Origin of the sequence: Parafrankia sp. Ea1.12, from assembly GCF_900465275.1 — a bacterium.
Classification (GTDB): domain Bacteria; phylum Actinomycetota; class Actinomycetes; order Frankiales; family Frankiaceae; genus Parafrankia; species Parafrankia soli.
Genome location: NZ_UBIZ01000222.1, coordinates 1 through 25,114, shown reverse-complemented (window position 1 = coordinate 25,114; position 25,114 = coordinate 1). Strand labels below are relative to the sequence as shown.

Sequence of the window (25,114 nt, the reverse complement as noted above, 5' to 3'; positions counted from 1 at the left end):
GAAACTCCCCCGCCGGGGACGGCCCCGGGTTGACGGCCGCGGCCGACGCCGACGCCGGCCGCGCCGAGAGCACTCGCCACGAGCCGGCCACCCACGCGTCCGACGGCGGGAACCACGAGGACCGGTCTTCCGAGTTCCCGGCCCTGACCGGGCCGCATCCGCTGCCGCCGCCGCCCAGGGAGTCGTTCACCATGCGACGCCCGATGCTGCCGCCACCCGGCCGTATCACGGACGGGCCCGTCTGGCCGGTGCCGCCGCCCAGCTACCTCGACTCGCCGTCCGGCGGCGGTCTGCTGCCGGCGATCCCGCCCGACATCACGATGACCAGGGACGGCGCGGCCGGCGACCCCCCGCCGGGGTCCCGCCGCTCGCCGGAGTCCGAGTTCTCATCCGACTTCTCGGCCGGCTCCGACTTCTCGGCCGGCTCCGGGTACCCGGCCGGTTCGGAGTACCCGTCCGGATCGGGGCTCCCGCCCGCCGGCGACGGCGGTCAGGTGCCCGAGCCGGCCGGCCGACCGAGCCGCGGCGTGATCATCATTGCCGCCGTGGCCGCCGTGATCGTGATCGGCGCGGTCATCGGCATCGTGCTGGCGACCCGCGGGGACGACAGCGCCGAGACGACCGCCACCTCGATCCCGCCCGCGGCCGCGGGCGTCCCCACGGACATCCCCGGTGAAGCCCCGGCGGGGCAGCAGCCGACGCCGCAGACCAGCAGCCCCGAGGACACCCTGCGCTCGCTGCTCAACCCGGTCACGATGACGGGCTGCGAGACGCCGCCGGTCAGCGACGGCGCCTACGCGGACGCCACGCTGCAGTGCGTGGGCGCCGAAGGCGTGACGGTGACGGCCTACCACTTCCCGGACCACTCCGCGCTCGACCGCCAGATCGGGGCACGCGAGACCTACTACACCGATGTCGGCAACTGCGACGACGGCCAACAGAGCTCCGAGGAGTGGAACTCGCCGCTGGAGCCCAACGGCGGGTCACGGCTGTGCTACCTGTTCGCCCAGCGCTTCATCACCTTCTGGACCATCGACGACGACCTGGTCGCGTTCTCCGCCTCGGATTCCGACCCGAAGCGGCTGATCACCTGGTGGCAGACGTTTGACCCCATCCGCCGATGAGGCGGCTCCTGCCGGCGGGCGGGCGGACGCGCGTCCTGATCCCCGGCGGGCTGGCCCTGGCCGCCGTCGCCACGGCGGGCGTGCTGATCGCCCGCGCGGCCGGCGGGCCGTCCACCTCGGCTGACCCGGACACCGGGAGATCACAGCCGCCGGCGACGGTCTCCGCGCCACCGGCCCCCCGGGGCACGAGTACCTCGCCCGAGCCGGCGGACCTGGACGGCCCTGAGCGCGAGCTGGCGGCCCGACTGTCCTCGTTCGAGATCACCGGCTGCCGGGGGGCGACCACCGAGGCCACCGCCCCGGGCGGATCGGGCGACCCGGCCGACCCGCGGGCGGCCGGCGTCCAGGCCGCGCTACGGTGCGTGCCGGGGGTGGCGGCCTCCGGGACGCCGCCGGCAGACGTCCTCGTGCTCGGCTACATCGACGAGGCGGCCGTGGCCTCCGACGCGGCCCGGCGCGCGGCGGCGATCGTGGACGTCGGCTCCTGCGAGGCGGGCCAGACCAGCACCGAGGCGTACCTGCTGCCGTCCCGGCGTACGGGCACCTTCGTCTGCCAGGCTGCCCCCGGCCGCTTCGCCGCCTACTGGACGATCGACAGCGAGCGGGTGGCGTTCGTCGCGCAGAGCGACGACCCGGCCGGGCTGATCACCTGGTGGCGCGGCTTCGACCCACTCTGAGCCGTGGCCCGGCAGTGAATCCGGTCAGCCGCCGGAGCGGCGGCGGCCGTCCGCTGCCTCGGCCAGCTCGTACAGCGTGGCGTGCACATCCTCGACCCGCGGGACGTGTGAGAGGACCATCCGCCCACGCTCGCCCGCGCTCTCGATGGAGAGCGTCCCCGCGCCGAGCATCCGGTCGAGCAGGCTCTGCTCATAGGAGACGTCGTTGAGCCAGACGAGCGGGATGTCGCGCCCGGAGCGGGTCACGATCCCCTCACGGATCATCAGCCGCTCGGTCGTGATCACATAGTGGGTGGTGATCCAGCGCAGCCAGGGGGCCGCTCCGAAGTACCCGATGGCGGCCAGCCCCAGGGCGAGGACGAGGTACTGGACCGCCTCACGCAGGAAGCCGTCCGGAACGAAGAACACGCCGAAGGTCGTGAGGGCGAGCGCGGCGACGACGGAGAATGCCGGCACCACCAGGCTGCCCCAGTGCGGGTGCAGGTGGAGGACCACATCTTCGTCGTCGGTCAGAACGTCGTCGGGGAACGCCACCGCCTGATCGTCGCATCCCGGACGACCGCGGCACACCGGTGGGCCGCCCCCAGCTGGCACAACACAGCCGTCGTCAGCGCAGATGGACGATGTCGGCGGCGCTGAACGCCCGGCCGTCGACGATGAGCCGGCCGAGCTCGTCGACGTCGGTCGCCGTGCCGTGCGTGGACGTCCCGTCCGGAAGCTCGACGCGGACCCGCCGGCCCAGCGTGGCGCACGTGTCGCGGTACTCCCCGCGGGCCCGCTCGGGCGCCGCCTCCCACCGGCCCAACGCATCGACGAGGTCGGTCAGCAGGGCGCCGAGCAGGGCGGAGCGGTCCAGGCGGGCGGGGTCGGCGCCGAGCAGCAGCAGGCTGGTGGAGCGCGGCGGCAGCTCCGCGGCGCGGGCGGTGACGTTCAGCCCGAACCCGATCACGGCCGCCGGCGGCACGGCCGGGCTCGGGGCCAGCTCCACGAGAATGCCGGCGAGCTTCGCCCCGTCGACCTGCACGTCGTTCGGCCATTTCAGCACCGCGGGCACGCCCGCGTACCCGCGCAGCGTGCGTACGAGCGAGATGCCGACGACCATCGGCAGCCAGCCGAGCCACCGGGGCTCGATCTCGGGGCGCACCAGCACGGACACCATGAGCCCAGCGCCGGCCGCTGACTCCCAGGAGCGGTCGAGCCGCCCGCGGCCCGCGATCTGCCGCTCGGCGGCGAGCACGAGCCCGGCCGGGGCACCGTCCGTAACCGTGGGCGAGCGGGTGACCGCGGGCAGTCCCACCGCGCCGGGCAGGCCGCGGGCGATCCGTCCGAGCTCGGCGTTGGTCGAGTCGATCTCGTCGACGACGGCGAGCGCCAGCCCGAGACGGGCTGCGAGCGGGCGGAGAGTGTCGGCGTCCAGCGGCCGTCGTGCCCCTGGCGGCACCGCCGGGGCTGGGCTGTGACCTGCGGCAGGGGGCGAGATGGCCGGCGCGGCGGGGGCCGTTCGACGCCCGGGGGATTCGGCGGGATGCACTGGCACGGGACCACCTTCCCAGAGGTCGGGTGAGACGGTCTCCACAACAATCGCGCACGTGGACCACCGACCGCCGTACGCTTCGCGGTATGGCTCTCCCGGCTTCCCCGCAAGAACCGACGCCCGAACCGCACAGCACAGCCGGCCGCCTCGCCCGGCTGCAAGCGGTGACCGACGAGGCCGTCCATGCTGGTTCGCAGCGCGCGGTGGACGCGCAGCACGCCAAGGGAAAGATGACGGCCCGGGAACGGATCGAGGCGTTCCTCGACCCCGGCTCGTTCGTGGAGACGGACGCGTTCGCGCGCCACCGCTCGCACGACTTCGCGATGGACCGCAACCGCCCCTACGGCGACGGCGTCGTCACCGGCTACGGCACGGTGGACGGCCGCCAGGTCTGCGTCTTCAGCCAGGACTTCACCGTCTTCGGCGGGAGCCTGGGCGAGGTCTTCGGGGAGAAGATCGTCAAGGTCATGGACCTCGCGCTCAGGACGGGAGTGCCGGTCGTCGGTATCAACGACTCCGGCGGCGCGCGGATCCAGGAGGGCGTCGTCTCGCTCGGCCTGTACGGGGAGATCTTCTACCGCAACGTCATGGCGTCCGGCGTCGTGCCACAGCTCTCGCTGATCATGGGCCCGTGTGCGGGCGGCGCGGTGTACTCACCCGCGATCACCGACTTCACGCTCATGGTCGACCAGACCAGCCACATGTTCATCACCGGCCCGGACGTGATCAAAGAGGTCACCGGCGAGGACGTCGGCATGGAGGAGCTGGGTGGCGCCACCACCCACAACTCCCGCAGCGGCGTCGCGCACTTCCAGGCCGCGGACGAGGCCGACTGCCTGGAGCTGGCCCGCGCCCTGCTGTCCTACCTGCCGTCGAACAACATGGACGAGGTGCCGGCTTACACCGAGGTCGCCGACGTCGAGGCCGAGGTCGACCCGGAGCTCGACACGTTCATCCCGGATTCGCCGAACACCCCGTACGACATGCACCATGTGATCGAGCGGGTCCTGGACGAGGAGGACTTCCTCGAGGTCCACGCCCAGTTCGCGCAGAACATGATCGTCGGCTTCGGGCGCATCGACGGCCGCTCGGTCGGCGTCGTCGCCAACCAGCCGATGCAGTTCGCCGGCACCCTGGACATCGACGCCAGCGAGAAGGCCGCGCGCTTCGTGCGCACCTGCGACGCGTTCAACATCCCGGTGCTGACGTTCGTGGACGTTCCCGGCTTCCTGCCGGGAACGTCGCAGGAATGGAACGGCATCATCCGGCGCGGCGCCAAGCTCATCTACGCCTACGCCGAGGCGACCGTTCCCAAGGTGACGATCATCACACGCAAGGCCTACGGCGGCGCCTATGACGTCATGGGTTCGAAGCATCTGCGCGCCGACATCAACCTGGCGTGGCCGACGGCCGAGATCGCCGTGATGGGCGCCCGCGGCGCGGTGAACATCATCTATCGCCGCGAGCTCGCCGGCTCGGAAGCGCCCGAGCAACGCCGCAGCGAACTGATCCAGGACTACACCGAGCATTTCGCGACGCCGTACATCGCCGCGGAGCGCGGATACCTGGACGCCGTCATTCCGCCGTCGGTGACGCGGCGCGAGGTCATCCGGGCGCTGCGCCTGCTGCGCACCAAGCGCGAGACGCTCCCACCGAAGAAGCACGGCAACATCCCGCTGTAGGCCGCGGCACTCCGCCGGAGCCGGCGCATCCGCCGGGGTCGCGGCGCACCGCGGTGGTCGCGGCGCACCGCCGCCGCGGGGACGGGCAGCCCGCCGGAGCCGGGATCGCGGGACCGAACGACCAAGGACCGAACGACCAAGGACCGAGGAGGAACGGCCGGTGGCCGACAGACCCGACGAGCTTCCCGGCCGGGCGCACCTGCGGCTGGTCCGCGGGGACGCGACCCCGGAGGAGATCGCCGCGCTCGTGGCCGTCCTGGCCGCACGGTCGGCCCCGGCCGCGCCGCCCGCACGGGTCAGGTCCACCTGGGCCGACCCGGCGTTCCGCCTGCGTTGCGGGGTCGCGGCCGGGCCCGGTGGCTGGAGCCGGTCGGCCCGCACGGGCGGCATACGCTTTCCCGCGGGCGGGTGACCAGACAAAACCGATCATGGCGTCGGCGGCGGGGCCGGTCCTTTCCACCCTCGCTGGCAGAGCAGGAATGGCAAAGAAGAAATATGGTGCGGCCCGACTCGCCTAGACTCAGGCCGGACGAGGACGGGAGGAACGTGCGTAAGATCCTCATCGCCAACCGGGGGGAAATTGCCGTCCGGGTGGCGCGGGCCTGCCGCGACGCGGGATATTCAAGCGTCGCCGTGTATGCGGAGCCCGACATCGACGCCATGCATGTCCGGGTCGCGGACGAGGCGTACGCGCTGGGCGGGACAACGCCCGGCGACTCGTACCTGAGAATCGACAAGATTCTTCAGGCGTGCGAGCTCTCCGGCGCGGACGCGGTGCACCCCGGCTACGGTTTCCTCTCGGAGAACGCGGATTTCGCCGAAGCCGTGATCTCCGCCGGGCTTACCTGGATCGGCCCGCCGCCGGAGGCCATCCGCCGACTCGGTGACAAGACCGCCGCGCGCCACATCGCGCTGGCCGTCGGCGCCCCGCTCGCCCCGGGCACCGCCGACCCGGTCGCCGGGGTCGGCGAAGTGGTCTCGTTCGCGAACGAGCACGGCCTGCCGGTCGCCATCAAGGCCGCCTTCGGCGGCGGCGGCCGCGGGCTCAAGGTCGCGTGGAACGCCGAGGAGCTGCCCGAGCTGTTCGAGAGCGCGGTACGCGAGGCCGTCGCGGCCTTCGGCCGGGGCGAGTGCTTCGTCGAGCGCTACCTCGACCAGCCCCGCCACGTCGAGACCCAGATCCTGGCCGACACGCACGGCAACGTCGTCGTCGTCGGCACCCGCGACTGCTCCCTGCAGCGGCGCTACCAGAAGCTCGTCGAGGAGGCCCCCGCGCCGTTCCTCACCGAGGAGCAGAACACCGCGCTGTACGAGGCGTCCAAGTCGATCATCCGCGAGGCCGGCTACGTCGGTGCCGGCACGGTGGAGTTCCTCGTCGCCAAGGACGGAATGATCAGCTTCCTCGAGGTCAACACCCGGTTGCAGGTCGAGCACCCGGTGACCGAGGAGACCTCCGGCGTCGACCTGGTGCGGGCCCAGTTCCGCATCGCCGAGGGCGAGGCCCTCGACCCGGTCGACCCGACCCCGCGCGGCCACTCGATCGAGTTCCGCATCAACGGCGAGGACCCGGGTCGCAACTTCCTCCCGGCGCCGGGCACCGTCACCACGTTCACGGCTCCGGCCGGCCCCGGGGTCCGCCTGGACACCGGCGTCGAGAGCGGCAGCGTCATCGGCGGGGCGTTCGACTCGCTGCTCGCCAAGCTCATCGTCACCGGGGCGACCCGTCAGGAAGCCCTGGAGCGAGCCCGGCGCGCGCTCGACGAGATGGTCGTCGAGGGCATGGCCACCGCGCTGCCGTTCCACCGCGCGGTCGTGCGCGACCTGGCGTTCGCACCGGAGGCGGCGGACGAGCCGTTCCGGGTGCACAACCGCTGGATCGAGACCGAGTTCGACAACACGATCCCGCCGTTCGCCGGCGGCACCGACGCCGACACCGAGACCGACCCGCGGGAGACCGTGGTCGTCGAGGTCGGTGGCAAGCGGCTGGAGGTCGTCCTGCCCGCCGGGTTCGGCGCGGGCGGCGGCGCGGCCGTCTCCGCCGGTGCCGCGGCACCCAGGCGGCGCTCGGCGAGCAAGGCCGCGGCCAAGGTCACCGGCGACGCGCTGACCAGCCCGATGCAGGGCACCATCGTCAAGGTCGCGGTCAGCGACGGCGACACCGTCGAGGCCGGCGACCTGATCGTCGTCCTCGAGGCGATGAAGATGGAGCAGCCCATCAACGCGCACCGGGCCGGGACCGTCGGCGGGCTCGCGGCAGCGGTCGGGGCTGTCGTGACCAGCGGTGCCATTCTCTGCGAGATCAAGGACTGACCGAACGACGCCCACCGGCGGCGGCGTTCCCCAGGCGGGGAGCGCCGCCGCCGTCGTTTCCGGCACGGCCGCGGTGACGGTGACACTGGCGGTGACACTGGCGGTGGCGGTGGCAGCCATCCGCGGTCGGCGCTGGCCCGATCGTCCCGGCCCCCGATCCGATCACTCTGAGCTTCAGCTCGACCGCGGTGGGCGGCGGCTTGATCGCGGTGGGCGGCGCGCCGGCCGCGATGCGGAACGCTCCCGCCGTGGTACTCCGATCGGGTGCGCCGCACGGTGGCGTCACGCGGTTCGGGGCGCCGAAGCTCCGCCACACTCTAGGCACAGGTCCAGGTGAGGACGATGCCGTCCGATCAGCGACGTCGCGGGGCGCCAGACGGCTCGCGCGCGGCGATCCGGGCCGTTGTCATGGCCGCGGGTTCTGCCGCCCTGGCGCGAGGAGACGCGCATGCCCGACACCGATCTGCTGCTGGTCCGGCACGGCGAAGCACACTGCGACACCGCGGGCATCGCCGGCGGCGATCTCGGCTGCACCGGTCTGACCAGGCGAGGACGTTCCCAGGCGGAACGAGCCGCCCGCCGGCTGACAGTCATGCACACCACGGAGCGCCGGGTGGACGCGGTGTACGCCGACCCACGCCGCCGGGTCCGGGAGACAGCGGAGATCATCGCCGGCAGGCTGCGGATGCCGGTGATCCTCGAGTCCCGGCTGACCGAGCCCTGCCACGGCAGCGCCGACGGCCAGCCCTGGGCCGACATCTGGACCACGTTCGGCGGCACCCCCGCGGACCGTCCCGACGACCCGGTCGCCCCCGGCGCGGAAAGCTGGAACCACTTCGTCGACCGGGCCGCCGCCGGCCTGCGGCACATGGTGGAGCGCCACCGCGGCCAGCGAGCCCTGCTCATCACGCACGCGGCGACCGTCGAGGTGGCGCACGCGACAATGCTCGGGCTCCCGAACGGCCCCGACCCGCGGGCCGCGTTCGTGCTGGCGCACGCGTCCATCACCTGGTGGTCCCACCGCGCCTCGGAAACCGGCCCGCCCCGGTGGCATCTGGTGTGGCACAACTCCACCGCGCATCTGGCCCTCGGGCTACCCGACCGGGAGGTCGAGCCCGCCATCCGGGCGCGGCGTGACGTACGGCGGCCACCGGGCCGTCCGTAGGCTCTAGCCCGTGACTCCTCCGACGGTTGGAGCCGTCGGCTTCTCAGGCCGCTTCGTCGGCCTGACGGGCCAGCCCGACCCGAAGGATGTTGACCGCCGCGTTCACGTCGGCGTGCGCGGCATGCCCGCAGGCGACACAGGTGAACGCGGCCTGTGTCCTGCGGTTGTCGGCGTGGCAGTGCCCGCAGACCGCACACGTGCGGGAGGTGTTGGCAGGGTTGACCTCGACGACCACCCGTCCGGCACTTTCAGCCTTGGCGCGCAGCACAGCGAGGAACACCCCCCATCCCGCGTCAAGGATCGACTTGTTCAGCCCGGACTTGGCGGCCTGACCGTTCGGGAGGAACGCCCCCGACTGGTCAGGGTCGGGCTTCGGTCTGGCCCTGCGGGTCATGTTGGTGACCCGCAGCGCCTCGACGGCGATCAGATCATGCTCACGGACCAGCCCGACGGCCACCTTGTGGGCAAGATCGAGCCGCTGGCGGCGCACCGCGCCGTGCAGCGCCGCGACCTTGGCGACCGCCTTCCGGCGCAGGGTGGCCTGCTGCGAGGAGAACGACCAGCGGCCCTGATCCGGGTCACAGGCGCGGATCTCCTTCAACTGGGCGGACTGGTCACCGTAGCGGATCATGGTCTTCGACGGGTGACGCCAGGCGTCGCGGCGTTCCTGCAACGCGGCGTTGTACGGCGCCCGATGGTCGCCAAGCATCACACTCAGCGCCGCGGCCTGCCGGGCGGTCGGGCGGAGCAGGAACTTGAAAGCCCGCCTCACCAGGCGTACTCCGTGCCCCACGGCCACTCGTACCGGGTGTCGACATATCGACGGACCGTGTCCACGGACACCACACCGACAGCGGCCACGACATACGACCGTGACCACAGGATGGGAAGCCCGGACCGCAGGTGCCCGAACCCCGCACGCAGCACATACGAGGAGAAACCCTTGAGCTGGTTGGCGACATACGATAGGGAGTGCTTCGAGTGAGCCCTGACGGACAGGTACACATGGTCGGGCATGACGTCCAACGTGATGACCGACCCGGCAAGCACGCGACGGCGGTACTTCGAGCACCCCACGACGTGGTACCCGAGGTCATAGACTCCACCCGCGCCCACCATCACCCACCGAACCATGATCCAAGTATGCCAGTGCCGCACTATCAGGGCTGTGGTCCGTACCCGACCCCCCTGACACCTGAAAGCACCAGCCCCCTCCGGAGCGCCTGATGGACGGCCAGGGAGAGCACCCCGCAACCGAGACCCCACCCGCCGGGGACGCGGCCCAGGCCCGGCCCGGCGGCCCGGAGCCGGAGCCCGCCGGCGCCGGGGCGGTCTCCCCGCCCCGCGACCGGGAGACTCCCCCGCTGGCGGGGCGGCTGCACTACCTGATCGGCGGGACGCTCCCGCCCCGCTACAACGACTGGATCTCGAACGACCTGACCGGCCCGGGCTGGCGGGTCCGCCAGGCGCTGCGCCCGTTCCTGCTCATGGTGCCGTTCGCGATCGTGTTCGCGCTGCTGCCCGGCCAGGTGAGCGTGCGGCTCACCCTCGTCGTGTTCCTCCTGCTCTCGGGGATCGGCCTCGGCTTCGCCACCAGCGGCTTCTTCCGCAACCGCCGCCTGGAGCAACACGGCTTCCCGCCCGTCTTCACCGTCTCCGAGGACTAGCTCCTAGCTCCGGACGAGCCCCGCCCCGGGCGGGCGCCGAGCGAGCGCCGCCGAGCCCCGGGCCGACGGCGGGGTCAGGCCGGGACGTCGGCGAGGATGTCCTTGGTCGCGGAGAGGCCCAGGCGGGTGGCGCCGGCGTCGACGAAGGCCAGGGCCTGCTCCGCGGTGCGGATGCCGCCGGAGGCCTTGACGCCCAGCCGGCCGCCGACCGCGGCGACCATCGCCCGCACCGCGCGCAGCGAGGCGCCGCCGGCCGGGCTGAAGCCGGTCGAGGTCTTCACGAACTCGGCGCCGCCGTCCTCCGCGGCCCGGCAGGCCGCCGTGATGCTCTCGTCCGGGAGCAGGGCCGTCTCGAGGATCACCTTGAGGATCACGTGCGGCGGGACGGACAGTCGCACCTCGGTGATCTCGGTCTCGATGGCGCGCCAGTTCTCGTCCATGATGTTCGCGATGTCGACGACCATGTCGATCTCGGTCGCGCCGTCGGCCACCGCGCGCCGGGCCTCCTCGGCCTTGATCACCGTGAGGTGTGTCCCGTGCGGGAAGCCGACGACCGAGGCGACCGCGAACGACGGATCGGCGTCCTTGCCGTCCTGGCGGGCGCTGGCGGCGGCGAGGAAGACGTGGGTCGGGGCGACGCAGACGGTGCCGACGCCGAGTTTCGCCGCGTCCGCGCAGAGGTTGACGATCTCCTCGCCGGTCGCCTCGGGGCGCAGCAGGGTGTGGTCGATCATGCGCGCGAGCTCGGCGCGGCGGGGCGCGACCCGACGCCCGGCGGCGTCGGAGTCGGCGCCCGGCGCGGGACGGTCGGGTCCGGCGGGAGCCGTTGTCATACCTTGCATCATCGCCCATGCGCAGTGTGGGTTCTCGAGTGTCCCGGTAGGAGCCAACCGTGCAGGTTCAGGTCGTCGATCATCCGCTGGCAGCGACCGCGCTCACCGTCCTGCGGGACGAGCGCACGGCACGCGCCGCCTTCCGCGCCGCCCTGCACGACCTGTCGACGATGCTCGTCTACGAGGCGACCCGCGAGCTGCCGACGATGCCCGTCTCGGTGACGACGCCGCTGGCGACCACCGCCGGGGTGGTGCTCGCGGCCGAGCCGGTGGTCGTGCCCGTGCTGCGGGCCGGTCTCGGCATGCTGCCGGCCGCGCTCACCCTGATGCCGGACGCGCGGTCGGCGTTCATCGGCCTCTCCCGCGACGAGACGACCTTCGAGCCCCGGGTCTACCTCGAGTCGGTGCCGGCGGACCTGGCGGGGCGGCCGGTGTTCCTGCTCGACCCGATGCTGGCGACCGGCGGCTCCGCGCTGCACGCGCTGCGGCTGCTCAACTCCCGGGGCGCCACCGGCATCGTCGTGGTCTCCGTCGTCGCCGCACCCGAGGGGGTCGCCGCGCTGGAGGGCAGCGGCCTGGACGTCAGCGTGGTCACCGCCGTGGTGGACGAGAAGCTGAACGACACCGCCTACATCGTTCCGGGGCTCGGCGACGCCGGCGACCGGATCTACGGCGCCGTCTAGCCCGGAGCCGGGCACGGGACCATGCATGCCAGGTCCCACCACCCGGTGATGTGTGGCGGCTCAGAGAGTCCTGGCTGTCACTCGACCGCCGCAGTTACTCGGGCAGAGCGCACAAGGCCTGGCCTGCGTGAATATCCATCGTTTCCGACCGTCTCCGGGGACGCCGGTGCTTCCGCGCACGCCGCGCGCTCGACGACGCGGCCACCACGGGTCACGGGCAGCCCGCAGGCCCGGGGACTCCCATCAGGGCGGCGGCACCGTCGCGCAGCGCGTCCAGCTCGGTCCGGGCGTGGCGGCGCGCGGCGGCCGGGCCGATCGCCGCCACGGTTTCGCGGTCCGTGACGGCCTGCAGATAGATCTTGAGCTTGGGCTCGGTGCCGCTGGGGCGGGCGACGACCCGGGCTCCGCCGTCCAGTTCGAGGAGCAGGACGTCCGCGGGCGGCAGGCCGGCGAGCCCGTCAGGACCGTCCACCGCGCCGGTGAGCAGGTCCCGGACGGCGGTCACGGGACGGCCGGCGACGCGGTCGGGCGGGGACGTCCGCAGCCGGCGCATCGCCGCGGCGACGGCCGCGAGATCGTCGAGGCGGACGGACACCTGGCCGGTGGCGAACACGCCGATGCGGCGGTGCAGGTCGTCGAGGACGTCCAGCAGGGTGCGCCCGGCGCGTTTCTCGCGCTGCGCGGCCCGCGCGAGGGCCAGCGCGGCGGTGATGCCGTCCTTGTCCCGCACCAGGTCGGGGGCCACGGCGTAGCCGAGGGCCTCCTCGTAGCCGAACACGAGGCCGGGATCGGCACGCATGATCCACTTGAAGCCGGTCAGGGTCCGGGTGCAGGGCACGCCGTGGTCGCGGGCGAGCTCCACCAGGGCCGAGGAGCTGACCACGGTCGTCGCGACCGGTCCGGGCCGCGCCCGCAGCACGTGGTCGGCGAGCAGCAGCCCGATCTCGTCCCCGGTCAGCACCCGGCCGCCGACGGCCGCGGCGCACCGGTCCGCGTCCGGGTCGTTCGCGAGCACCAGGTCGGCGCCGACGCGCTCCCCCAGGGCGAGCACGGCGTCGAGCACTCCGGGCTCCTCCGGATTCGGGAACGGCGCCGTCGGGAAGTCGGGATCGGGCTCCCGCTGGTCGACGACCGTCACCGGCACGGGCAGGCCGGCCCGGGTGAACACCGCCTCCAGGACGTCCGCGCCGACGCCGTGCAGCGGCGTGTAGGCGATCCGGAGCGGCGGCCCGTCCACCGGCGGGGCGGTGTCGACCGCGCGCACCGCGCCCTCGACGTACGCGGTGACGATCGAGGCGTCGAGGCGGGTCCAGCCGTCGGCGAGCGGGATCGCAGCGGCCGGGCCGACCGCGGCGATCTCGTCCTCGATCTCGGTGTCGGCCGGGGCGACGAGCTGGGCGCCCCGCCCCGCCTCACCCACGGGACCGCCGAGGTAGACCTTGTAGCCGTTGTCGGACGCCGGATTGTGACTCGCCGTGATCATGATCCCAGCCACCGCGCTCAGGTGACGGACTGCGAACGCCAGCACCGGCGTCGGCGTCGGCCCCGGGAGGAGCAGCGCCCGGGCGCCCTGCCCGGCCAGGACCCGGGCGGCGTCCAGGGCGAAGTGGTCGCTGCGCCGGCGCGCGTCGTAGCCGATCACCACCACCGGCGGACCGGTCACGCGGCGTTGCAGCCAGGATCCGAGACCGGCGGTGGTCCGCCGCACCACGGCGGTGTTCATCCCGGCCGGCCCGGCCCGCAGCGGCCCGCGCAGCCCGGCGGTGCCGAAGGCCAGCGGTCCGACGAAACGCTCGGTGAGGGCGCGGACGTCACCCGCGGCCACCAGCCCGGCGAGCTCCGCCCGGTCGCCGGGGTCGGGGTCTGCCGCCAGCCAGGACGCGACCCGCGACGCCAACGGCTCGGGCAGCCGGCCGACCTCCGCCGTCACGGCGCCCTCCCCGGTCGTCACAGAGCAGTCATCACGAGGCGGCGCTCACAGGGCTCGTCAAAGCGCGGTGATGACCTCGGCGAGCATCGAGCCCATCCGGCCGGCCGCCGCGGCGCCGGCGGCGAGGACCTCGGTGTGGTCCAGTGGCGCGCCGGTCATCCCGGCGGCCAGGTTCGTGACCAGCGAGAGCGCGAGCACGTCGATGCCGAGCGCCCGGGCGGCGATCGTCTCGTGCACCGTCGACATGCCGACGAGGTCGGCACCGAGCCCGCGCAGCATGCGGATCTCGGCCGGTGTCTCGAAGTGCGGGCCGGGCAGCGCCGCGTAGATCCCTTCGACCAGGCTCGGCTCCACGGTGCGGGCGAGCGCGCGCAACCGGGGCGAGTAGGCGTCGGTGAGGTCGGTGAACAGCGGGCCGACCAGCGGCGAGCGGCCGGTCAGGTTGAGGTGGTCGGCGACCAGCACCGGTTGGCCCACGTGCAGGTCGGAACGCAGCCCACCGGCCGCGTTCGTCAGGACGACGGTGCCCGCGCCGGCGGCGTGCGCGGTGCGGACGGTGTGCACGACCCGGGAGAGGTCGTGGCCCTCGTAGGCGTGCACCCGGCCGAGGAAGACCAGCAGCCGCCGCCCGCCGAGCAGGATGGAACGGGCCGTGGGCGCGTGCCCGGGAACATCCGTGGCGGGGAAGCCGCCCAGGTCGGCGAAGTCGACGTCCACGACGTCGGTGCCGAGACCGGCCAGGACGTCCGCCGCGGGCCGCCAGCCGGACCCGAGGACGATCGCGACGTCGTGCCGGTCGGCTCCGGTGCGCTCGGCCAGGCAGGCCGCCGACGCCACGGCGTCGGCGGCGCTGATGATGTCGCTGTCCGCCACCAGGCGACTGTACGACTCGTCGGCATACCACTCCCGCGTGGCCCCGGCCCGGCCCCGCCTGGCGTTTCGGGAGCACACTGGTGAGGTGTCCCTCGTCCCCTCCGTCCGGAAGCCCCCGCGGGTGCCGCTTGAGGACGGAGAGCTCATCGAGGTCGTGCTGCGCGGTCGGATGACGGACCCGGCCGGTGGCGGGCGAGTCACCGCGAAGGCCGAGCGCTTCGTCGGGCATCGCCTCGGCACGTCCCGCTGGATCATGCTGACCACGCGGCGGCTGCTGGTGGTCGCGCCCTTCCCGCGGGAGGGCGACTGGTTCGACGTCTCCTACGACCGGCGGGACGTCTCCGCCTCCCGCGGCCTGCGGCACGGCGAGGTGATCGTGGTCGAGCTGAAGACCCCCGGCGGACGACAGATCCTGCGGCTGCCGAACCGCATGCGGTCTGAGGCGGCACGCCTCATCAGGGCCCTGCGCCCGGCCGAGCCCACCCCCCGCCAGACCTGAGCGCCGCCACCACGGCCGCCACCACGGCCCACGCGGCGATCATCGGCAGGGCCGTCCGATAGGGTCGACAGCGACGTGACGCGGCTCCCGATCAGTCGCATCAGTCAAATCAGCTATTGGTGACATCAGCACTAGCGGTGACATCAGCAAGTGGTGACACAGGACGGATGACCATGTCGACAGCCGCCAGCACGCCCGGAACGCACAGCACCGCGATGCGTACCCACCTGTGCGGTGATCTGGGGCTCGGCAACGCCGGCCAGCGGGTGACGGTCTGCGGGTGGGTCGCGCACCGCCGCCAGCACGGCCAGTCGCTGATGTTCGTCGACCTGCGCGACCACTCGGGCCTGCTCCAGTGCGTCGTCGACGGCTCGGTCGACGCTCGTTCCGAGTACGTCCTGCGGATCACCGGCACCGTCACCGCCCGCCCGGAGGGCACCGCGAACCCGGCCCTGGCCACCGGCGAGGTCGAACTGACGGACTGCGCCGTCGAGGTGCTCTCGGTCGCCGCGCCGCCGCCGTTCCCGCTCGACGACCGGGCCGACTCCGTCGAGGAGAGCACCCGGCTCACCTACCGGTACCTCGACCTGCGCCGCGACCGGATGCAGCGTAACCTGCGCACCCGCTCGGCGGTCCTCGGCGCGCTGCGCACCGCGTTCGCCGACCGTGGGTTCGTCGAGGTGGAGACGCCGCTGCTGATGCCGTCGACGCCGGAGGGCGCACGCGAGTTCGTCGTCCCGTCCCGGCAGTTCCCGGGCAGCTTCTACGCGCTGCCGCAGTCGCCGCAGCTTTTCAAGCAGCTGCTGATGGTCGGCGGGATGGACCGCTACTTCCAGCTCGCGCGCTGCCTGCGCGACGAGGACCTGCGCGCCGACCGGCAGTACGAGTTCACCCAGCTCGACCTGGAGATGAGCTTCGTCGGCGTCGACGACATCCTCGATGTGGTCTCCGCGGCGGTGCTCTCGGCCGCCGCCGCGGCCGCGGCGGGCTCCGGGCGCGCCGTGCCCGAGATCGAGCGGCTGACCTGGCATGACGCGATGAACCGGTTCGGGGTCGACAAGCCCGACCTGCGGTTCGGGATGGAGCTCGTCGAGCTCACCGCGATCTTCGCCGACAGCGGCTTCAAGGCGTTCGCCGGCGCCCCGGCGGTCAAGGGCATCCGGGTGCCGGGCGGGTCGGCCACGCACAACCGCAAGGCGCTCGACACCCTCACCGACCGCGCCAAGAAGCTGGGCGCGAAGGGCCTGGTGTGGATGCGCGTCGCCGCCGCCGGGGGGCTGGAGTCACCGGTCGCGAAGTTCCTCTCCCCCGCGGAGCTCACCGGGATCGTCACGGCGACCGCGGCCGAGGAGGGCGACCTGCTGCTGCTCGTCGCGGACGAGTGGGAGACCACCTGCGAGGTGCTCGGCCAGCTGCGCAACGACCTCGGGCGTCCGCCCGCCGGCGCGGGCGAGCTGCGTTTCGCCTGGGTGGTCGACTTCCCCCTGTTCGTCGGCGTGGACGCGGCCACCGGGCGGCCGAAGCCGGGGCACCACCCGTTCACCCGGCCGCATCCCGACGACGTCGAGAAGATGGAGTCCGAGCCGCTGGCGGTGCGCAGCCTGGCCTACGACCTGGTGCTCAACGGGTGGGAGCTGGGCTCGGGGTCGATCCGGATCCACGAGAGCGAGCTGCAGCAGCGCGTCTTCGGGCTGCTGGGCATCTCGCCGGAGGAGGCGAAGGCCCGGTTCGGGTTCTTCCTCACCCCGTTCGGGTACGGCGCCCCGCCGCACGGTGGATTCGCGTTCGGTATCGACCGGCTTGTCGCCATCCTCGCGGGTGAGGACAACATCCGTGAGGTCATCGCCTTCCCGAAGACCCAGTCCGGGCTCGACCCGCTGACCGGCGCTCCCACGACGATCGACGAGCGGCAGCTCCGCGAGCTCGGTATCCGCGTGGTCGCCCCCGCCGTGCCCGGTCCGGCGGCGCCCACCGTTCCCGCCGCGCCCGCCCGCCCGGCATCCTGACAGCGGCCGGGTTCCCCTGTCCCCGGCGCGGCGGAGAGATCCCGGTCAGTCACGCGGAACTACTCGCCGCCACGAAAAGTCAAACTAAGATAACTCTCAGTCGGAGCAAATCCGGACACTGAGGCGCGCGTGGCCAACGACCCGTAAGGGGTGTGCCTTCGTCCCTTCGGGGGGTACGGCCGCGCGATCTGGGTAACCAGCCCGGAGAGCTCGCTGCCCGAGTTCCGGGCCCGCCCGCTGGCGGGGCCCGCTCACCCGGAGGAGCCGCGGTGCACATTCCCTTCTCGTCGTCGCCGAGTTCGAGCCTTGGGATCGAGTGGGAGCTGGAACTCGTCGACCTGCAGAGCCGGCACCTGCGTGGCGGCGCGACCGAGATCCTCGAGGACCTGCGGGCCAAGGTCGGCGAGGAGGGCGCCGCCAAGGCCAAGCACGAGCTCTTCGAGTCGACCATCGAAGTGATCACCGGGGTGTGCCAGACCGTGCCCGAGGCCACCGCCGACCTGCTCGGCACGGTCGAGGTGCTGCGGGATCTGGCCGAGCGGCGCGGCATCGGTCTGATGTGCTCCGGCACCCACCCGATCAGCGAGTACTCCACCCAGAAGATCACCGCGGACGACCGCTACGACCGCCTGGTCGGCCGGATGCAGTGGCTGGCCCGGCGGCTGCTCATCTTCGGGGTGCACGTCCACGTGGGCGTGCGCTCGCCGGAGAAGGCGATGCCCATCGTGAACGCGCTGATGTCCTACGTCCCGCACTTCCTGGCGCTCTCGGCGTCCTCGCCCTACTGGCTCGGCTCGCACACGGGGCTCGCGTCGTCGCGCTCACGGGTGTTCGAGAGCCTGCCGACCGCCGGCCTGCCCTACCCGCTGCACGACTGGGCGGCGTTCGAGGGGTTCATGGAGACCCTGGTGACGGCCGGCACCATCGAGACGATCCGCGAGGTGTGGTGGGACATCCGCCCCCACCCCAACTTCGGCACCGTCGAGCTGCGCATCTGCGACGGCCTGCCGACGCTGCTCGAGGTCGGGGCGGTCGCCGCGCTCGCGCAGTGCATCGTCGACCGGATGAACACCCAGCTCGACCGCGGGTACCGGCTTCCGGCCCCGCAACGCTGGGTGGTGCAGGAGAACAAGTGGCGGGCCGCCCGCTACGGGCTCGACGCGGAGATCATGGTGGACGACCGCGGCACCGTGCGCCCGGTCCGCACCGACATCACCGACCTCGTCGAGGATCTCCTCCCCGTCGCCCGCCGGCTCGGCTGTGAAACCGAGCTCACCAACGTCGACCGGATCCTCACCGCCGGGGCGAGCTACACCCGACAGGAACTTGCCGCGCGGCGGGCCGGCGGAGACCTCACCGCTGTGGTCGATACGCTGCTTGCGGAGATGAACGCGGGGCGACCGGTCACCCACGGGTAGCCGGCCTGCCGGAGCGACAGCGGAGGGCCCGGCCCGGTAGATGACAGCGGACATGACACACAGGACCGCCGCGGCGGGCATGCCGATCACGGTGGCCTGGCTCGCGGAGCACGAGGACGAGCTGATCGCGCTGCGGCGTGACCTGCACGCCCATCCCGAGCTGGGCCGCCAGGAGCATCGCACGGCGCGCGTCCTGGAGGAACGGCTGCTGGCCGCCGGCCTGAGCCCGCAGCGGCTCCCCGACGTGCCCGGCCTGTGGTGCGACATCGGCGCGGGGGTCGACTCGGGCGGCCCGGTGGTGATGCTGCGCGCCGACATGGACGCGCTGCCACTCGCCGACGTCAAGGACGTCCCGTACCGGTCGACGGTGCCGGGCGTCGCCCACGCCTGCGGGCACGACGTGCACACCACTGTGGCCCTCGGCGCCGGTCTGGCGCTCGCCGAGCACGCCCGGACGCACCCGTTGCCGGGTACCGTGCGGCTGCTCTTCCAGCCGGCGGAGGAGACCATGCCCGGCGGCGCGCTCGACGTGATCGACGCCGGCGTGCTCAAGCCGGTGACCTCGGCGATCACCGTGCACTGCGACCCCGCCCTCGACGTGGGCACCATCGGGCTGCGCTCCGGCCCGATCACCTCGGCCGCCGACGCGGTGGAGATCACCCTGGCCGGGCCGGGCGGGCACACCTCACGGCCGCAGAACACCGTCGACCTGGTGTACGCCCTCGCCCGACTGGCCGTGGACCTGCCGGCCGCGCTGTCCCGGCGGGTCGACCCGCGCTCCGCGCTCTCGCTGGTCTGGGGCCAGATCCAGTCGGGCACCGTCACGAACGCCATCCCGCGCACCGGCAAGCTGCGCGGGACGATCCGCACGCTGTCCCGGGAGACCTGGGAGGCGGCGCCGGAGCTGGTCGAACACCTCGCCGAACAGCTCGTCGCCCCGTACGGGGCGCAGATCGCCGTCGACTACGTGCGCGGCGTCCCGCCGGTGGTCAACCACGCGGACGTCGTCGACGCGTTCGGCGCGGTGGTCGACGCGGTGTTCGGGCACGGGGCGGCCACCTCGGTCGCCCAGTCGCTGGGCGGCGAGGATTTCGGCTGGTATCTCACCCACGTGCCCGGCGGCCTGGCCCGGCTGGGCACCCGGACACCGGGCGGCCCCACCTACGACCTGCACCAGGGCAGTTTCGACGTCGACGAGCGCGCGGTCGGCGTCGGTGTGAGGTTCCTCTCCGCCGCCGCCTGTGAGCTGCTCGACCGCTCGGCCGACCCGGTGGGCCCGGACGACCTGGCCTAGGCCAGGTCGTCCGGTGCTGGCAGGCCGGGCAGGCCCGGATCAGGCGATCGGACGTCCACGGAGCTCGGTGACGTACTCGGAGGGGGCGCCGGCCTTCTCCGCCGCGTCCGCGATCATGTCGAGGTAGTTGCGCGACGGCAGCCCGCCCTCGTAGGTGTTCAGCACGTACGTCCAGGCCAGGCTCTCGCCGTCCAGGGTCGAGACCCGCACCCGGATGCGGGTGTAGAGGCCGGTGTCGGCGCCCTCCCAGATGTCGAGCCGCTCCAGGTCGTAGCGGTCGAGGTCGTACAGCAGGACGTACACGTGGGCGCCGGGCGCCTCGACGATGGTCGCCAGCGCTCCGTCCCAGCCGACGTTCTCACCGCCGAAGGTCAGGCGCCAGCCCCTGATCCACCCGGTGCCGATCACCGGGGAGTGCGGCGTGCGCTGCTTCATGTGCGCCGGATCGAGGTTGCTCGCGTAGGCGGCGTACTTCGTCATCGTCGGGGTCTCTTCCGATCTCCCCCGCCCGGTGCGAGAGCGCGGGGGTGGCTTCCACGCCGGGTGCGGCCACCGGCGTCACGGGGATGGACCGACGTCACGGGGGGCGTCCGACGTCGGTGGAAGATACTACGGAGGCCGCCGCACCGGGACGAGAGGGACGTCGGAAGAGGGGCAAACTAGGGAGGTACGACGAGCTCTGGAGGATCCCACGTGACGCGCATCGTCATCCTTGGCGGCGGACCCGGCGGCTACGAGGCGGCCCTGGTCGCCGCGTCCCTCGGCGCGACCGTGACCGTGATCGACTCAGACGGCATCGGCGGGGCGTGCGTCCTGACCGACTGCGTGCCGTCGAAGACCCTCATCGCGACATCGGAGACGATGACGAACTTCGCGATGGCGCCGGCGCTGGGGGTGCGCCCACATGGCGACCCCTCGGCCGAGGTCGGCAGCTGGGAGCTGACCGGCCTGCCCCACCTCACTCCACCGGACGTGGTCACGGTCGACCCCGAGCAGGTCAACGAACGGGTGCGGGCGCTGGCCCGGGCCCAGTCCGCCGACATCGAGCGCCGCCTGGAGCGGGAGCGGGTCGAGGTGGTGCACGGCACCGGACGCCTGGTCGGCCCGCACGCGGTCGAGACGTCCGACGGCGAGACGTTCGTCGGCGACATCGTCCTGGTCGCCACCGGGGCGTCGCCGCGGGAGATCTCCGGCTGCGAGCCGGACGGCGAACGCATCCTCACCTGGCGCCACCTGTACGACCTCAAGGAGATCCCCGAGCACCTGGTCGTGGTCGGTTCCGGCGTCACCGGCGCCGAGTTCGCCAGCGCCTACCGGGCGCTCGGCGCCGAGGTGACACTTGTCTCCTCACGCGAGCGGGTGCTGCCCGGCGAGGACCCGGACGCGGCCCGGGTGATCGAGGACGTCTTCGTCCGCCGCGGCATCGAGGTGCTCAACCGCTCCCGGGCCGCCGCGGCGCGCCGGATCGGTGACGGCGTCCTCGTCGAGCTCACCGACGGCCGGACGGTGACGGGCAGCCACGCACTGATGGCGGTGGGTTCGGTGCCGCGGACGAAGGGCCTCGGTCTCACCGAGGTCGGCGTCCGGCTCGGCTCCGGCGGCCACGTCGTCGTCGACCGCATGTCCCGGACGTCGGTTCCCGGCGTGTACGCGGCCGGCGACTGCACCGGCGTGCTCCCGCTGGCGTCCGTCGCCGCGATGCAGGGCCGGATCGCGATGTGGCACGCCCTCGGCGAGGCGGTGACCCCGCTGCGCCTGGGCACCGTGTCGTCGAACATCTTCACCGAGCCCGAGATCGCCACCGTCGGGGTGACCCAGCGGATGAAGGACTCCGGCGCGATCGCCGCCGAGGTCACCACAGTGCCACTGATGCGCAATCCTCGAGCGAAGATGATGGGGATAGCGGATGGCTTCGTGAAGTTGTTCTGCCGGCCCGGAAGTGGCAGCGTCCTGGGTGGCGTCATCGTTGCTCCGCGTGCAAGTGAACTGATCCTCTCAATTTCACTCGCGGTGGAGAACGGTCTGACCGTCGACCAGATCGCGCACACCTTCTCGATCTATCCCTCCTTGTCCGGTTCCATCACTGAGGCGGCCCGTGTCCTGCGGCCGCGCGACCTGTTCGCCGGCTTCGACACCCCCGCCTGAACAGGCCTGTCACTCCGGCCCAGGCCGGATAATGGGCCCATGAAAGGCGTCTTCGTCGGCCTGACGACGCTTGATTCGGTCTACCTCGTGGATCGGCTTCCAGGTGCCGACGAGAAGTGTGTGGCGCGGGATTTCGCCATGAATGCGGGCGGGCCTGCGACGAACGCCGCGGTGACGTTCGCCTACCTCGGCGGGCGGGCCTGCCTCGTGAGCGCCATCGGCACGTCCCCGGCCGCGGCGCTCGTGCACGCGGATCTCGCGCGCTACGGGGTCCGACACATCGAGCTGGTGCCGGAGCAGTCCGGCGACGGTGCAGCCGGTCCCTACGGAGCCCTCGCCGCGCAGGGAGTGGCCGGTCCCGCCGGCCAGCACGGCCCGCCCACCGGACTGCGCTCCGGCGGCACCCGCTCCGGCTACGGCCCGGCGGGACCGCTCACCGGATACCCGCACGTACGCGGCCGGGGCGGGCCCGGCCTGCCCGGCGGCGCGGCCCACAGCCCCGCCGGGGCGGTCAAGCCGGCCGGCCACGTGCACGGCCCGGTCGGCGGCGCCCACGGCGGCGGGCACGGTGGGCACGGCAACGGACCCGGCGGTGGCCACGGTGGGCCTGGCGGTCACGGTGCGATCGGCGGTCACGGCGGAATCAGCGGCCACGGCGGGATCGGCGGCCACGGGGTGGCCGGCGGGGCCGGGCTCGGTGGAGCCGGCGTCCTCGGCGGGATGGCCGGCCTGGCCGGTGCCGTCCAGACCGGGCCGAACACGGCGGCCGCCGGCCACCTGGCCGGCCAGTCGGCGATGTCCTACGCCCTCCCGATGTCAGCGGTCATGGTGACCTCGCAGACCGGCGAGCGTGCGGTGACCTCGACGCACGGCATGGTCCCCTGGTGCACCGCGAACACCTCCGCCGCGGCCGCGGTCGCCGACGCCGACGTGGTCGTGCTCGACGGCCACCAGGTCGACGCCGCCATCGGCCTGCTCCGCACGCTGCGCGGCTCAGGCCCGCCGGTCCTCCTCGACGGCGGAAGCTGGAAGCCCGGCACCGAGCAGATCCTGCCGTTCGTCGACGTCGTGATCTGCTCGACCGCGTTCCGCCCCCCGGGCTTCGACCCCGGCGCGGACATCCTCGGCCTGCTGCTGCGCTACGGGCCGTTCTTCGTCGCCGTCACGGACGGCCCCGGGCCCATCCGCTGGGCCACGGCGGAACGGCGCGGCCACGTGCTGCCCCCGGTGGTGGCCGCCCGAGACACCCTGGGCGCCGGTGACGTCTTCCACGGCGCCTTCGCCTGGATGATGGCCCACGGCGCGCTCGCGACCGACGAGCTGGTCGGAGCCCTCGGCGAGGCCTCACGGGTCGCCGCCCGCTCCGTCCAGACCTTCGGCCCCCGCAGCTGGATGACCTGACCCCGGCGGGCCGCCGGGGATGCGGTCAGCCCGCAGGCACGGTCAGCCCGGCAGGCTGGGCGGCGGGCTCGCCGGCCGCGTCCCGCGCCGCGCAGCCGGCGAGGTGGTCGTTCACCAGCCCGCACGCCTGCATGAGCGCATACGCGGTGGTCGGGCCGACGAAGACGAAGCCGTGCCCCCGCAGCGCCTTCGCCAGCGCCTTGGACTCGGCGGTCACCGCCGGGACGTCTGCGAGCCGGGCCGGGGCCGGGCGGGGCGGCGGCGCGAACGACCAGACCAACTCCTCCAGCGGCTCGGTCAGGGCGAGCACCGCGCGGGCGTTCGCGATCGTCGCCTCGATCTTGCGCCGGTTGCGGACGATGCCGGCGTCCAGGAGAAGTGCCTCGACCGTGCCCGCGCCGAACGCGGCGACGGCGGCCGGATCGAACCCCGCGAACGCCGCCCGGAACGCCGGACGCTTGCGCAGGATCGTCAGCCACGACAGCCCGGACTGGAACGCCTCCAGCGTCATCCGCTCGAACAGGCCGACAGTGTCCCGAACGGGCCGGCCCCACTCGGTGTCGTGGTACTCGACGTACAGCGGCGTCGACAGCCCCCAGGGACACCGCGACCGCCCGTCCACCCCGGCTGCCAGGTCGGACAACCCGGTCACGGGACGAGCCCCTCGAAGCCGGGCTTGATGACCTCGTTGATCAGCGCGAGACGCTGGTCGAATGGGAGGAAGGCGGACTTCATCGCGTTCACGGTCAGCCAGCGGATGTCGGACCAGCCGTAGCCGAACGTCTCGACCAGGGTCGCGAACTCGCTGGACAGCGTCACCCCGCTCATCAGCCGGTTGTCGGTGTTCACCGTGACCCGGAAGTGCAGCCTGCGCAGCAGACCGATCGGATGGCGCTCGATGCTCGGCGCCGCCCCGGTGTGCACGTTCGACGACGGGCACATCTCCAGCGGGACACGGACATCGCGCACGTAGTCGGCCAGATCCCCGAGGGTGGCGTTTCCGTCCGGGTCGACCGTGATGTCGTCGACGATGCGCACGCCGTGCCCCAGCCGGTCGGCGTTGCACCACTGCAGCGCCTCCCAGATCGACGGCAGCCCGAACGCCTCACCCGCGTGGATCGTGAAGTGCCCGTTCGCCCGCTGGATGTACTGGAACGCGTCCAGGTGGCGGGTCGGCGGGTTGCCCGCCTCCGCCCCCGCGATGTCGAACCCGACCACCCCGGCCTCCCGCCACCGGACGGCCAGCTCCGCGATCTCCAGCGAGCGGGCCTGGTGGCGCATGGCGGTCACCAGCGCGCGCACATGCAGGCCGGTTCCCGCCGAGCCGGCACGGAAGCCGTCCAACGCGGCCTCGACCACCTCGTCGAGCGACATGCCCTGCTCGACGTGGAGTTCCGGGGCGAACCGGACCTCCGCGTAGACGACCCCGTCGGCGGCCAGATCCTCGGCGCACTCGCGGGCCACCCGGGCCACGGCCTCAGGCGTCTGCATGACGCCCACCGTGTGGCTGAACGTCTCCAGGTACCGCACGAGCGACCCGGTGTGCGCACCTCCACGGAACCAGGTACCGAGCTTGTCGACATCGGTCGTCGGCAGCCTGGTGTACCCGGTGGCGTCAGCCAGCTCGACGATGGTCGCGGGCCGCAGGCCACCATCAAGATGATCGTGCAGCAGGACCTTGGGAACCCGGCGGATCGCAGCCTCAGTGATCTTCTCGCTGGCCTGGCCAGCAGGGATGTCCACGCTCACCTCCCTGACGGTAGGCCACCCCACCGACAGTTCGCCGTCCGCCACATGACGACGAGCAGACACCGCGCCCCAATCCACCACACCCGCACCACCCGCACCACCCGCCCCCCGTACCCCCATGCAC

23 protein-coding genes and 1 pseudogene are annotated in these 25,114 nt (G+C 72.9%); 14 read left to right on the top strand and 10 right to left on the bottom strand.

Going from position 1 to position 25,114, the window contains the following annotated elements; genetic code table 11:
• Positions 1-1,124, top strand: a pseudogene (locus FMEAI12_RS36550) (hypothetical protein); the annotation flags it as partial.
• Positions 1,121-1,801 (top strand): hypothetical protein, encoded by a 681-nt coding sequence (locus FMEAI12_RS08725; RefSeq protein ID WP_112105627.1) that lies wholly within the window; start codon positions 1,121-1,123, stop codon positions 1,799-1,801. The pseudogene FMEAI12_RS36550 and the gene FMEAI12_RS08725, both read left to right, overlap by 4 nt.
• Before the next feature lie 24 nt (positions 1,802-1,825).
• Here FMEAI12_RS08725 and FMEAI12_RS08720 read toward each other — a convergent pair whose 3' ends face one another.
• Together FMEAI12_RS08720 and FMEAI12_RS08715 are read right to left on the bottom strand one after the other, a co-directional pair.
• Entirely contained in the window at positions 1,826-2,335 is a 510-nt protein-coding gene (locus FMEAI12_RS08720) for a PH domain-containing protein (protein ID WP_112105626.1), read from the bottom strand.
• A gap of 73 nt (positions 2,336-2,408) precedes the next feature.
• A complete protein-coding gene (locus FMEAI12_RS08715) occupies positions 2,409-3,338 on the bottom strand; it encodes a biotin--[acetyl-CoA-carboxylase] ligase (protein WP_112105631.1) in 930 nt (309 codons plus the stop codon).
• Between the two features lie 83 nt (positions 3,339-3,421).
• Here FMEAI12_RS08715 and FMEAI12_RS08710 point away from each other — a divergent pair, with 83 nt between their 5' ends.
• From FMEAI12_RS08710 to FMEAI12_RS08695, 4 genes are all read left to right on the top strand, one after another.
• Entirely contained in the window at positions 3,422-5,017 is a 1,596-nt protein-coding gene (locus FMEAI12_RS08710; protein WP_071066305.1) for an acyl-CoA carboxylase subunit beta, read from the top strand.
• A 160-nt stretch (positions 5,018-5,177) separates the two neighbouring features.
• Positions 5,178-5,429 (top strand): acyl-CoA carboxylase epsilon subunit, encoded by a 252-nt coding sequence (locus FMEAI12_RS08705; protein ID WP_112105625.1) that lies wholly within the window; start codon positions 5,178-5,180, stop codon positions 5,427-5,429.
• Between the two features lie 134 nt (positions 5,430-5,563).
• On the top strand, positions 5,564-7,327 hold the full coding sequence (locus FMEAI12_RS08700; RefSeq protein WP_112105624.1) for a biotin carboxylase N-terminal domain-containing protein: 1,764 nt from the start codon (positions 5,564-5,566) through the stop codon (positions 7,325-7,327).
• A 448-nt stretch (positions 7,328-7,775) separates the two neighbouring features.
• Complete coding sequence (locus FMEAI12_RS08695; RefSeq protein ID WP_112105623.1) at positions 7,776-8,492, top strand: histidine phosphatase family protein; 717 nt, start codon at positions 7,776-7,778, stop codon at positions 8,490-8,492.
• A gap of 43 nt (positions 8,493-8,535) precedes the next feature.
• Here FMEAI12_RS08695 and FMEAI12_RS08690 read toward each other — a convergent pair whose 3' ends face one another.
• Entirely contained in the window at positions 8,536-9,264 is a 729-nt protein-coding gene (locus FMEAI12_RS08690; protein ID WP_112105630.1) for an RNA-guided endonuclease TnpB family protein, read from the bottom strand.
• Complete coding sequence (gene tnpA, locus FMEAI12_RS08685) at positions 9,261-9,611, bottom strand: IS200/IS605 family transposase (protein WP_235013833.1); 351 nt, start codon at positions 9,609-9,611, stop codon at positions 9,261-9,263. The genes FMEAI12_RS08690 and tnpA overlap by 4 nt, the downstream gene beginning before the upstream one ends.
• A 107-nt stretch (positions 9,612-9,718) precedes the next feature.
• Between tnpA and FMEAI12_RS08680 the strand changes: the two genes are divergently transcribed.
• Positions 9,719-10,159: a DUF5313 family protein gene (locus FMEAI12_RS08680; RefSeq protein WP_112105621.1), complete on the top strand. Its 441-nt coding sequence runs from the start codon at positions 9,719-9,721 to the stop codon at positions 10,157-10,159.
• Between the two features lie 74 nt (positions 10,160-10,233).
• On the opposite strand, the gene deoC is transcribed toward FMEAI12_RS08680, so the two are convergent.
• Entirely contained in the window at positions 10,234-11,001 is a 768-nt protein-coding gene (gene deoC / locus FMEAI12_RS08675; RefSeq protein WP_235013832.1) for a deoxyribose-phosphate aldolase, read from the bottom strand.
• A 50-nt stretch (positions 11,002-11,051) separates the two neighbouring features.
• On the opposite strand from deoC, the gene upp reads away from it, so the two are divergent.
• Positions 11,052-11,675: a uracil phosphoribosyltransferase gene (upp, locus tag FMEAI12_RS08670; protein ID WP_112105619.1), complete on the top strand. Its 624-nt coding sequence runs from the start codon at positions 11,052-11,054 to the stop codon at positions 11,673-11,675.
• A gap of 211 nt (positions 11,676-11,886) precedes the next feature.
• Here upp and FMEAI12_RS08665 read toward each other — a convergent pair whose 3' ends face one another.
• Together FMEAI12_RS08665 and FMEAI12_RS08660 are read right to left on the bottom strand one after the other, a co-directional pair.
• Entirely contained in the window at positions 11,887-13,626 is a 1,740-nt protein-coding gene (locus FMEAI12_RS08665; RefSeq protein ID WP_112105618.1) for a phospho-sugar mutase, read from the bottom strand.
• Positions 13,627-13,662: 36 nt separating this feature from the next.
• Entirely contained in the window at positions 13,663-14,478 is an 816-nt protein-coding gene (locus FMEAI12_RS08660; RefSeq protein WP_112105617.1) for a purine-nucleoside phosphorylase, read from the bottom strand.
• Positions 14,479-14,563: 85 nt separating this feature from the next.
• On the opposite strand from FMEAI12_RS08660, the gene FMEAI12_RS08655 reads away from it, so the two are divergent.
• From FMEAI12_RS08655 to FMEAI12_RS08640, 4 genes are all read left to right on the top strand, one after another.
• The gene (locus FMEAI12_RS08655) at positions 14,564-14,977 is read left to right on the top strand and encodes a hypothetical protein (protein ID WP_041256640.1); all 414 of its coding nucleotides are present in this window, start codon (positions 14,564-14,566) and stop codon (positions 14,975-14,977) included.
• Positions 14,978-15,150: 173 nt separating this feature from the next.
• The gene (gene aspS / locus FMEAI12_RS08650; RefSeq protein WP_112105616.1) at positions 15,151-16,983 is read left to right on the top strand and encodes an aspartate--tRNA ligase; all 1,833 of its coding nucleotides are present in this window, start codon (positions 15,151-15,153) and stop codon (positions 16,981-16,983) included.
• Between the two features lie 269 nt (positions 16,984-17,252).
• Positions 17,253-18,401 carry a glutamate--cysteine ligase gene (locus tag FMEAI12_RS08645; RefSeq protein WP_112105615.1) on the top strand — a complete coding sequence of 383 codons (1,149 nt, stop codon included), beginning with the start codon at positions 17,253-17,255 and terminating at the stop codon, positions 18,399-18,401.
• A gap of 52 nt (positions 18,402-18,453) precedes the next feature.
• Positions 18,454-19,695, top strand: a complete 1,242-nt coding sequence (locus FMEAI12_RS08640; RefSeq protein ID WP_235013830.1) for an amidohydrolase — start codon at positions 18,454-18,456, stop codon at positions 19,693-19,695.
• A gap of 39 nt (positions 19,696-19,734) precedes the next feature.
• On the opposite strand, the gene FMEAI12_RS08635 is transcribed toward FMEAI12_RS08640, so the two are convergent.
• Positions 19,735-20,175 (bottom strand): gamma-glutamylcyclotransferase, encoded by a 441-nt coding sequence (locus FMEAI12_RS08635; RefSeq protein WP_020463372.1) that lies wholly within the window; start codon positions 20,173-20,175, stop codon positions 19,735-19,737.
• 213 nt (positions 20,176-20,388) lie between these two features.
• Here FMEAI12_RS08635 and FMEAI12_RS08630 point away from each other — a divergent pair, with 213 nt between their 5' ends.
• Together FMEAI12_RS08630 and FMEAI12_RS08625 are read left to right on the top strand one after the other, a co-directional pair.
• Positions 20,389-21,840, top strand: a complete 1,452-nt coding sequence (locus FMEAI12_RS08630) for an NAD(P)H-quinone dehydrogenase (RefSeq protein ID WP_112105614.1) — start codon at positions 20,389-20,391, stop codon at positions 21,838-21,840.
• Positions 21,841-21,879: 39 nt separating this feature from the next.
• A complete protein-coding gene (locus FMEAI12_RS08625) occupies positions 21,880-23,241 on the top strand; it encodes a PfkB family carbohydrate kinase (protein WP_112105613.1) in 1,362 nt (453 codons plus the stop codon).
• Between the two features lie 25 nt (positions 23,242-23,266).
• Here the strand turns inward: FMEAI12_RS08625 and FMEAI12_RS08620 are convergent, their stop codons facing one another.
• Positions 23,267-23,893 (bottom strand): DNA-3-methyladenine glycosylase I, encoded by a 627-nt coding sequence (locus FMEAI12_RS08620; protein WP_112105612.1) that lies wholly within the window; start codon positions 23,891-23,893, stop codon positions 23,267-23,269.
• Positions 23,890-24,978 carry an adenosine deaminase gene (locus FMEAI12_RS08615; protein ID WP_041256642.1) on the bottom strand — a complete coding sequence of 363 codons (1,089 nt, stop codon included), beginning with the start codon at positions 24,976-24,978 and terminating at the stop codon, positions 23,890-23,892. Before FMEAI12_RS08615 ends, FMEAI12_RS08620 begins: the two co-directional genes overlap by 4 nt.
• Positions 24,979-25,114 lie beyond the last annotated feature (136 nt).

Coding starts and splice junctions, on each gene's coding strand:
- FMEAI12_RS08725 (WP_112105627.1), top strand. CDS start 1,121: ATGAGGCGGCTCCTGCCGGCGGGCGGGCGGACGCGCGTCCTGATCCCC.
- FMEAI12_RS08710 (WP_071066305.1), top strand. CDS start 3,422: ATGGCTCTCCCGGCTTCCCCGCAAGAACCGACGCCCGAACCGCACAGC.
- FMEAI12_RS08695 (WP_112105623.1), top strand. CDS start 7,776: ATGCCCGACACCGATCTGCTGCTGGTCCGGCACGGCGAAGCACACTGC.
- tnpA (WP_235013833.1), bottom strand. CDS start 9,611: ATGGTGGGCGCGGGTGGAGTCTATGACCTCGGGTACCACGTCGTGGGG.
- FMEAI12_RS08680 (WP_112105621.1), top strand. CDS start 9,719: ATGGACGGCCAGGGAGAGCACCCCGCAACCGAGACCCCACCCGCCGGG.
- deoC (WP_235013832.1), bottom strand. CDS start 11,001: ATGCAAGGTATGACAACGGCTCCCGCCGGACCCGACCGTCCCGCGCCG.
- aspS (WP_112105616.1), top strand. CDS start 15,151: ATGTCGACAGCCGCCAGCACGCCCGGAACGCACAGCACCGCGATGCGT.
- FMEAI12_RS08640 (WP_235013830.1), top strand. CDS start 18,454: ATGACACACAGGACCGCCGCGGCGGGCATGCCGATCACGGTGGCCTGG.
- FMEAI12_RS08635 (WP_020463372.1), bottom strand. CDS start 20,175: ATGACGAAGTACGCCGCCTACGCGAGCAACCTCGATCCGGCGCACATG.
- FMEAI12_RS08625 (WP_112105613.1), top strand. CDS start 21,880: ATGAAAGGCGTCTTCGTCGGCCTGACGACGCTTGATTCGGTCTACCTC.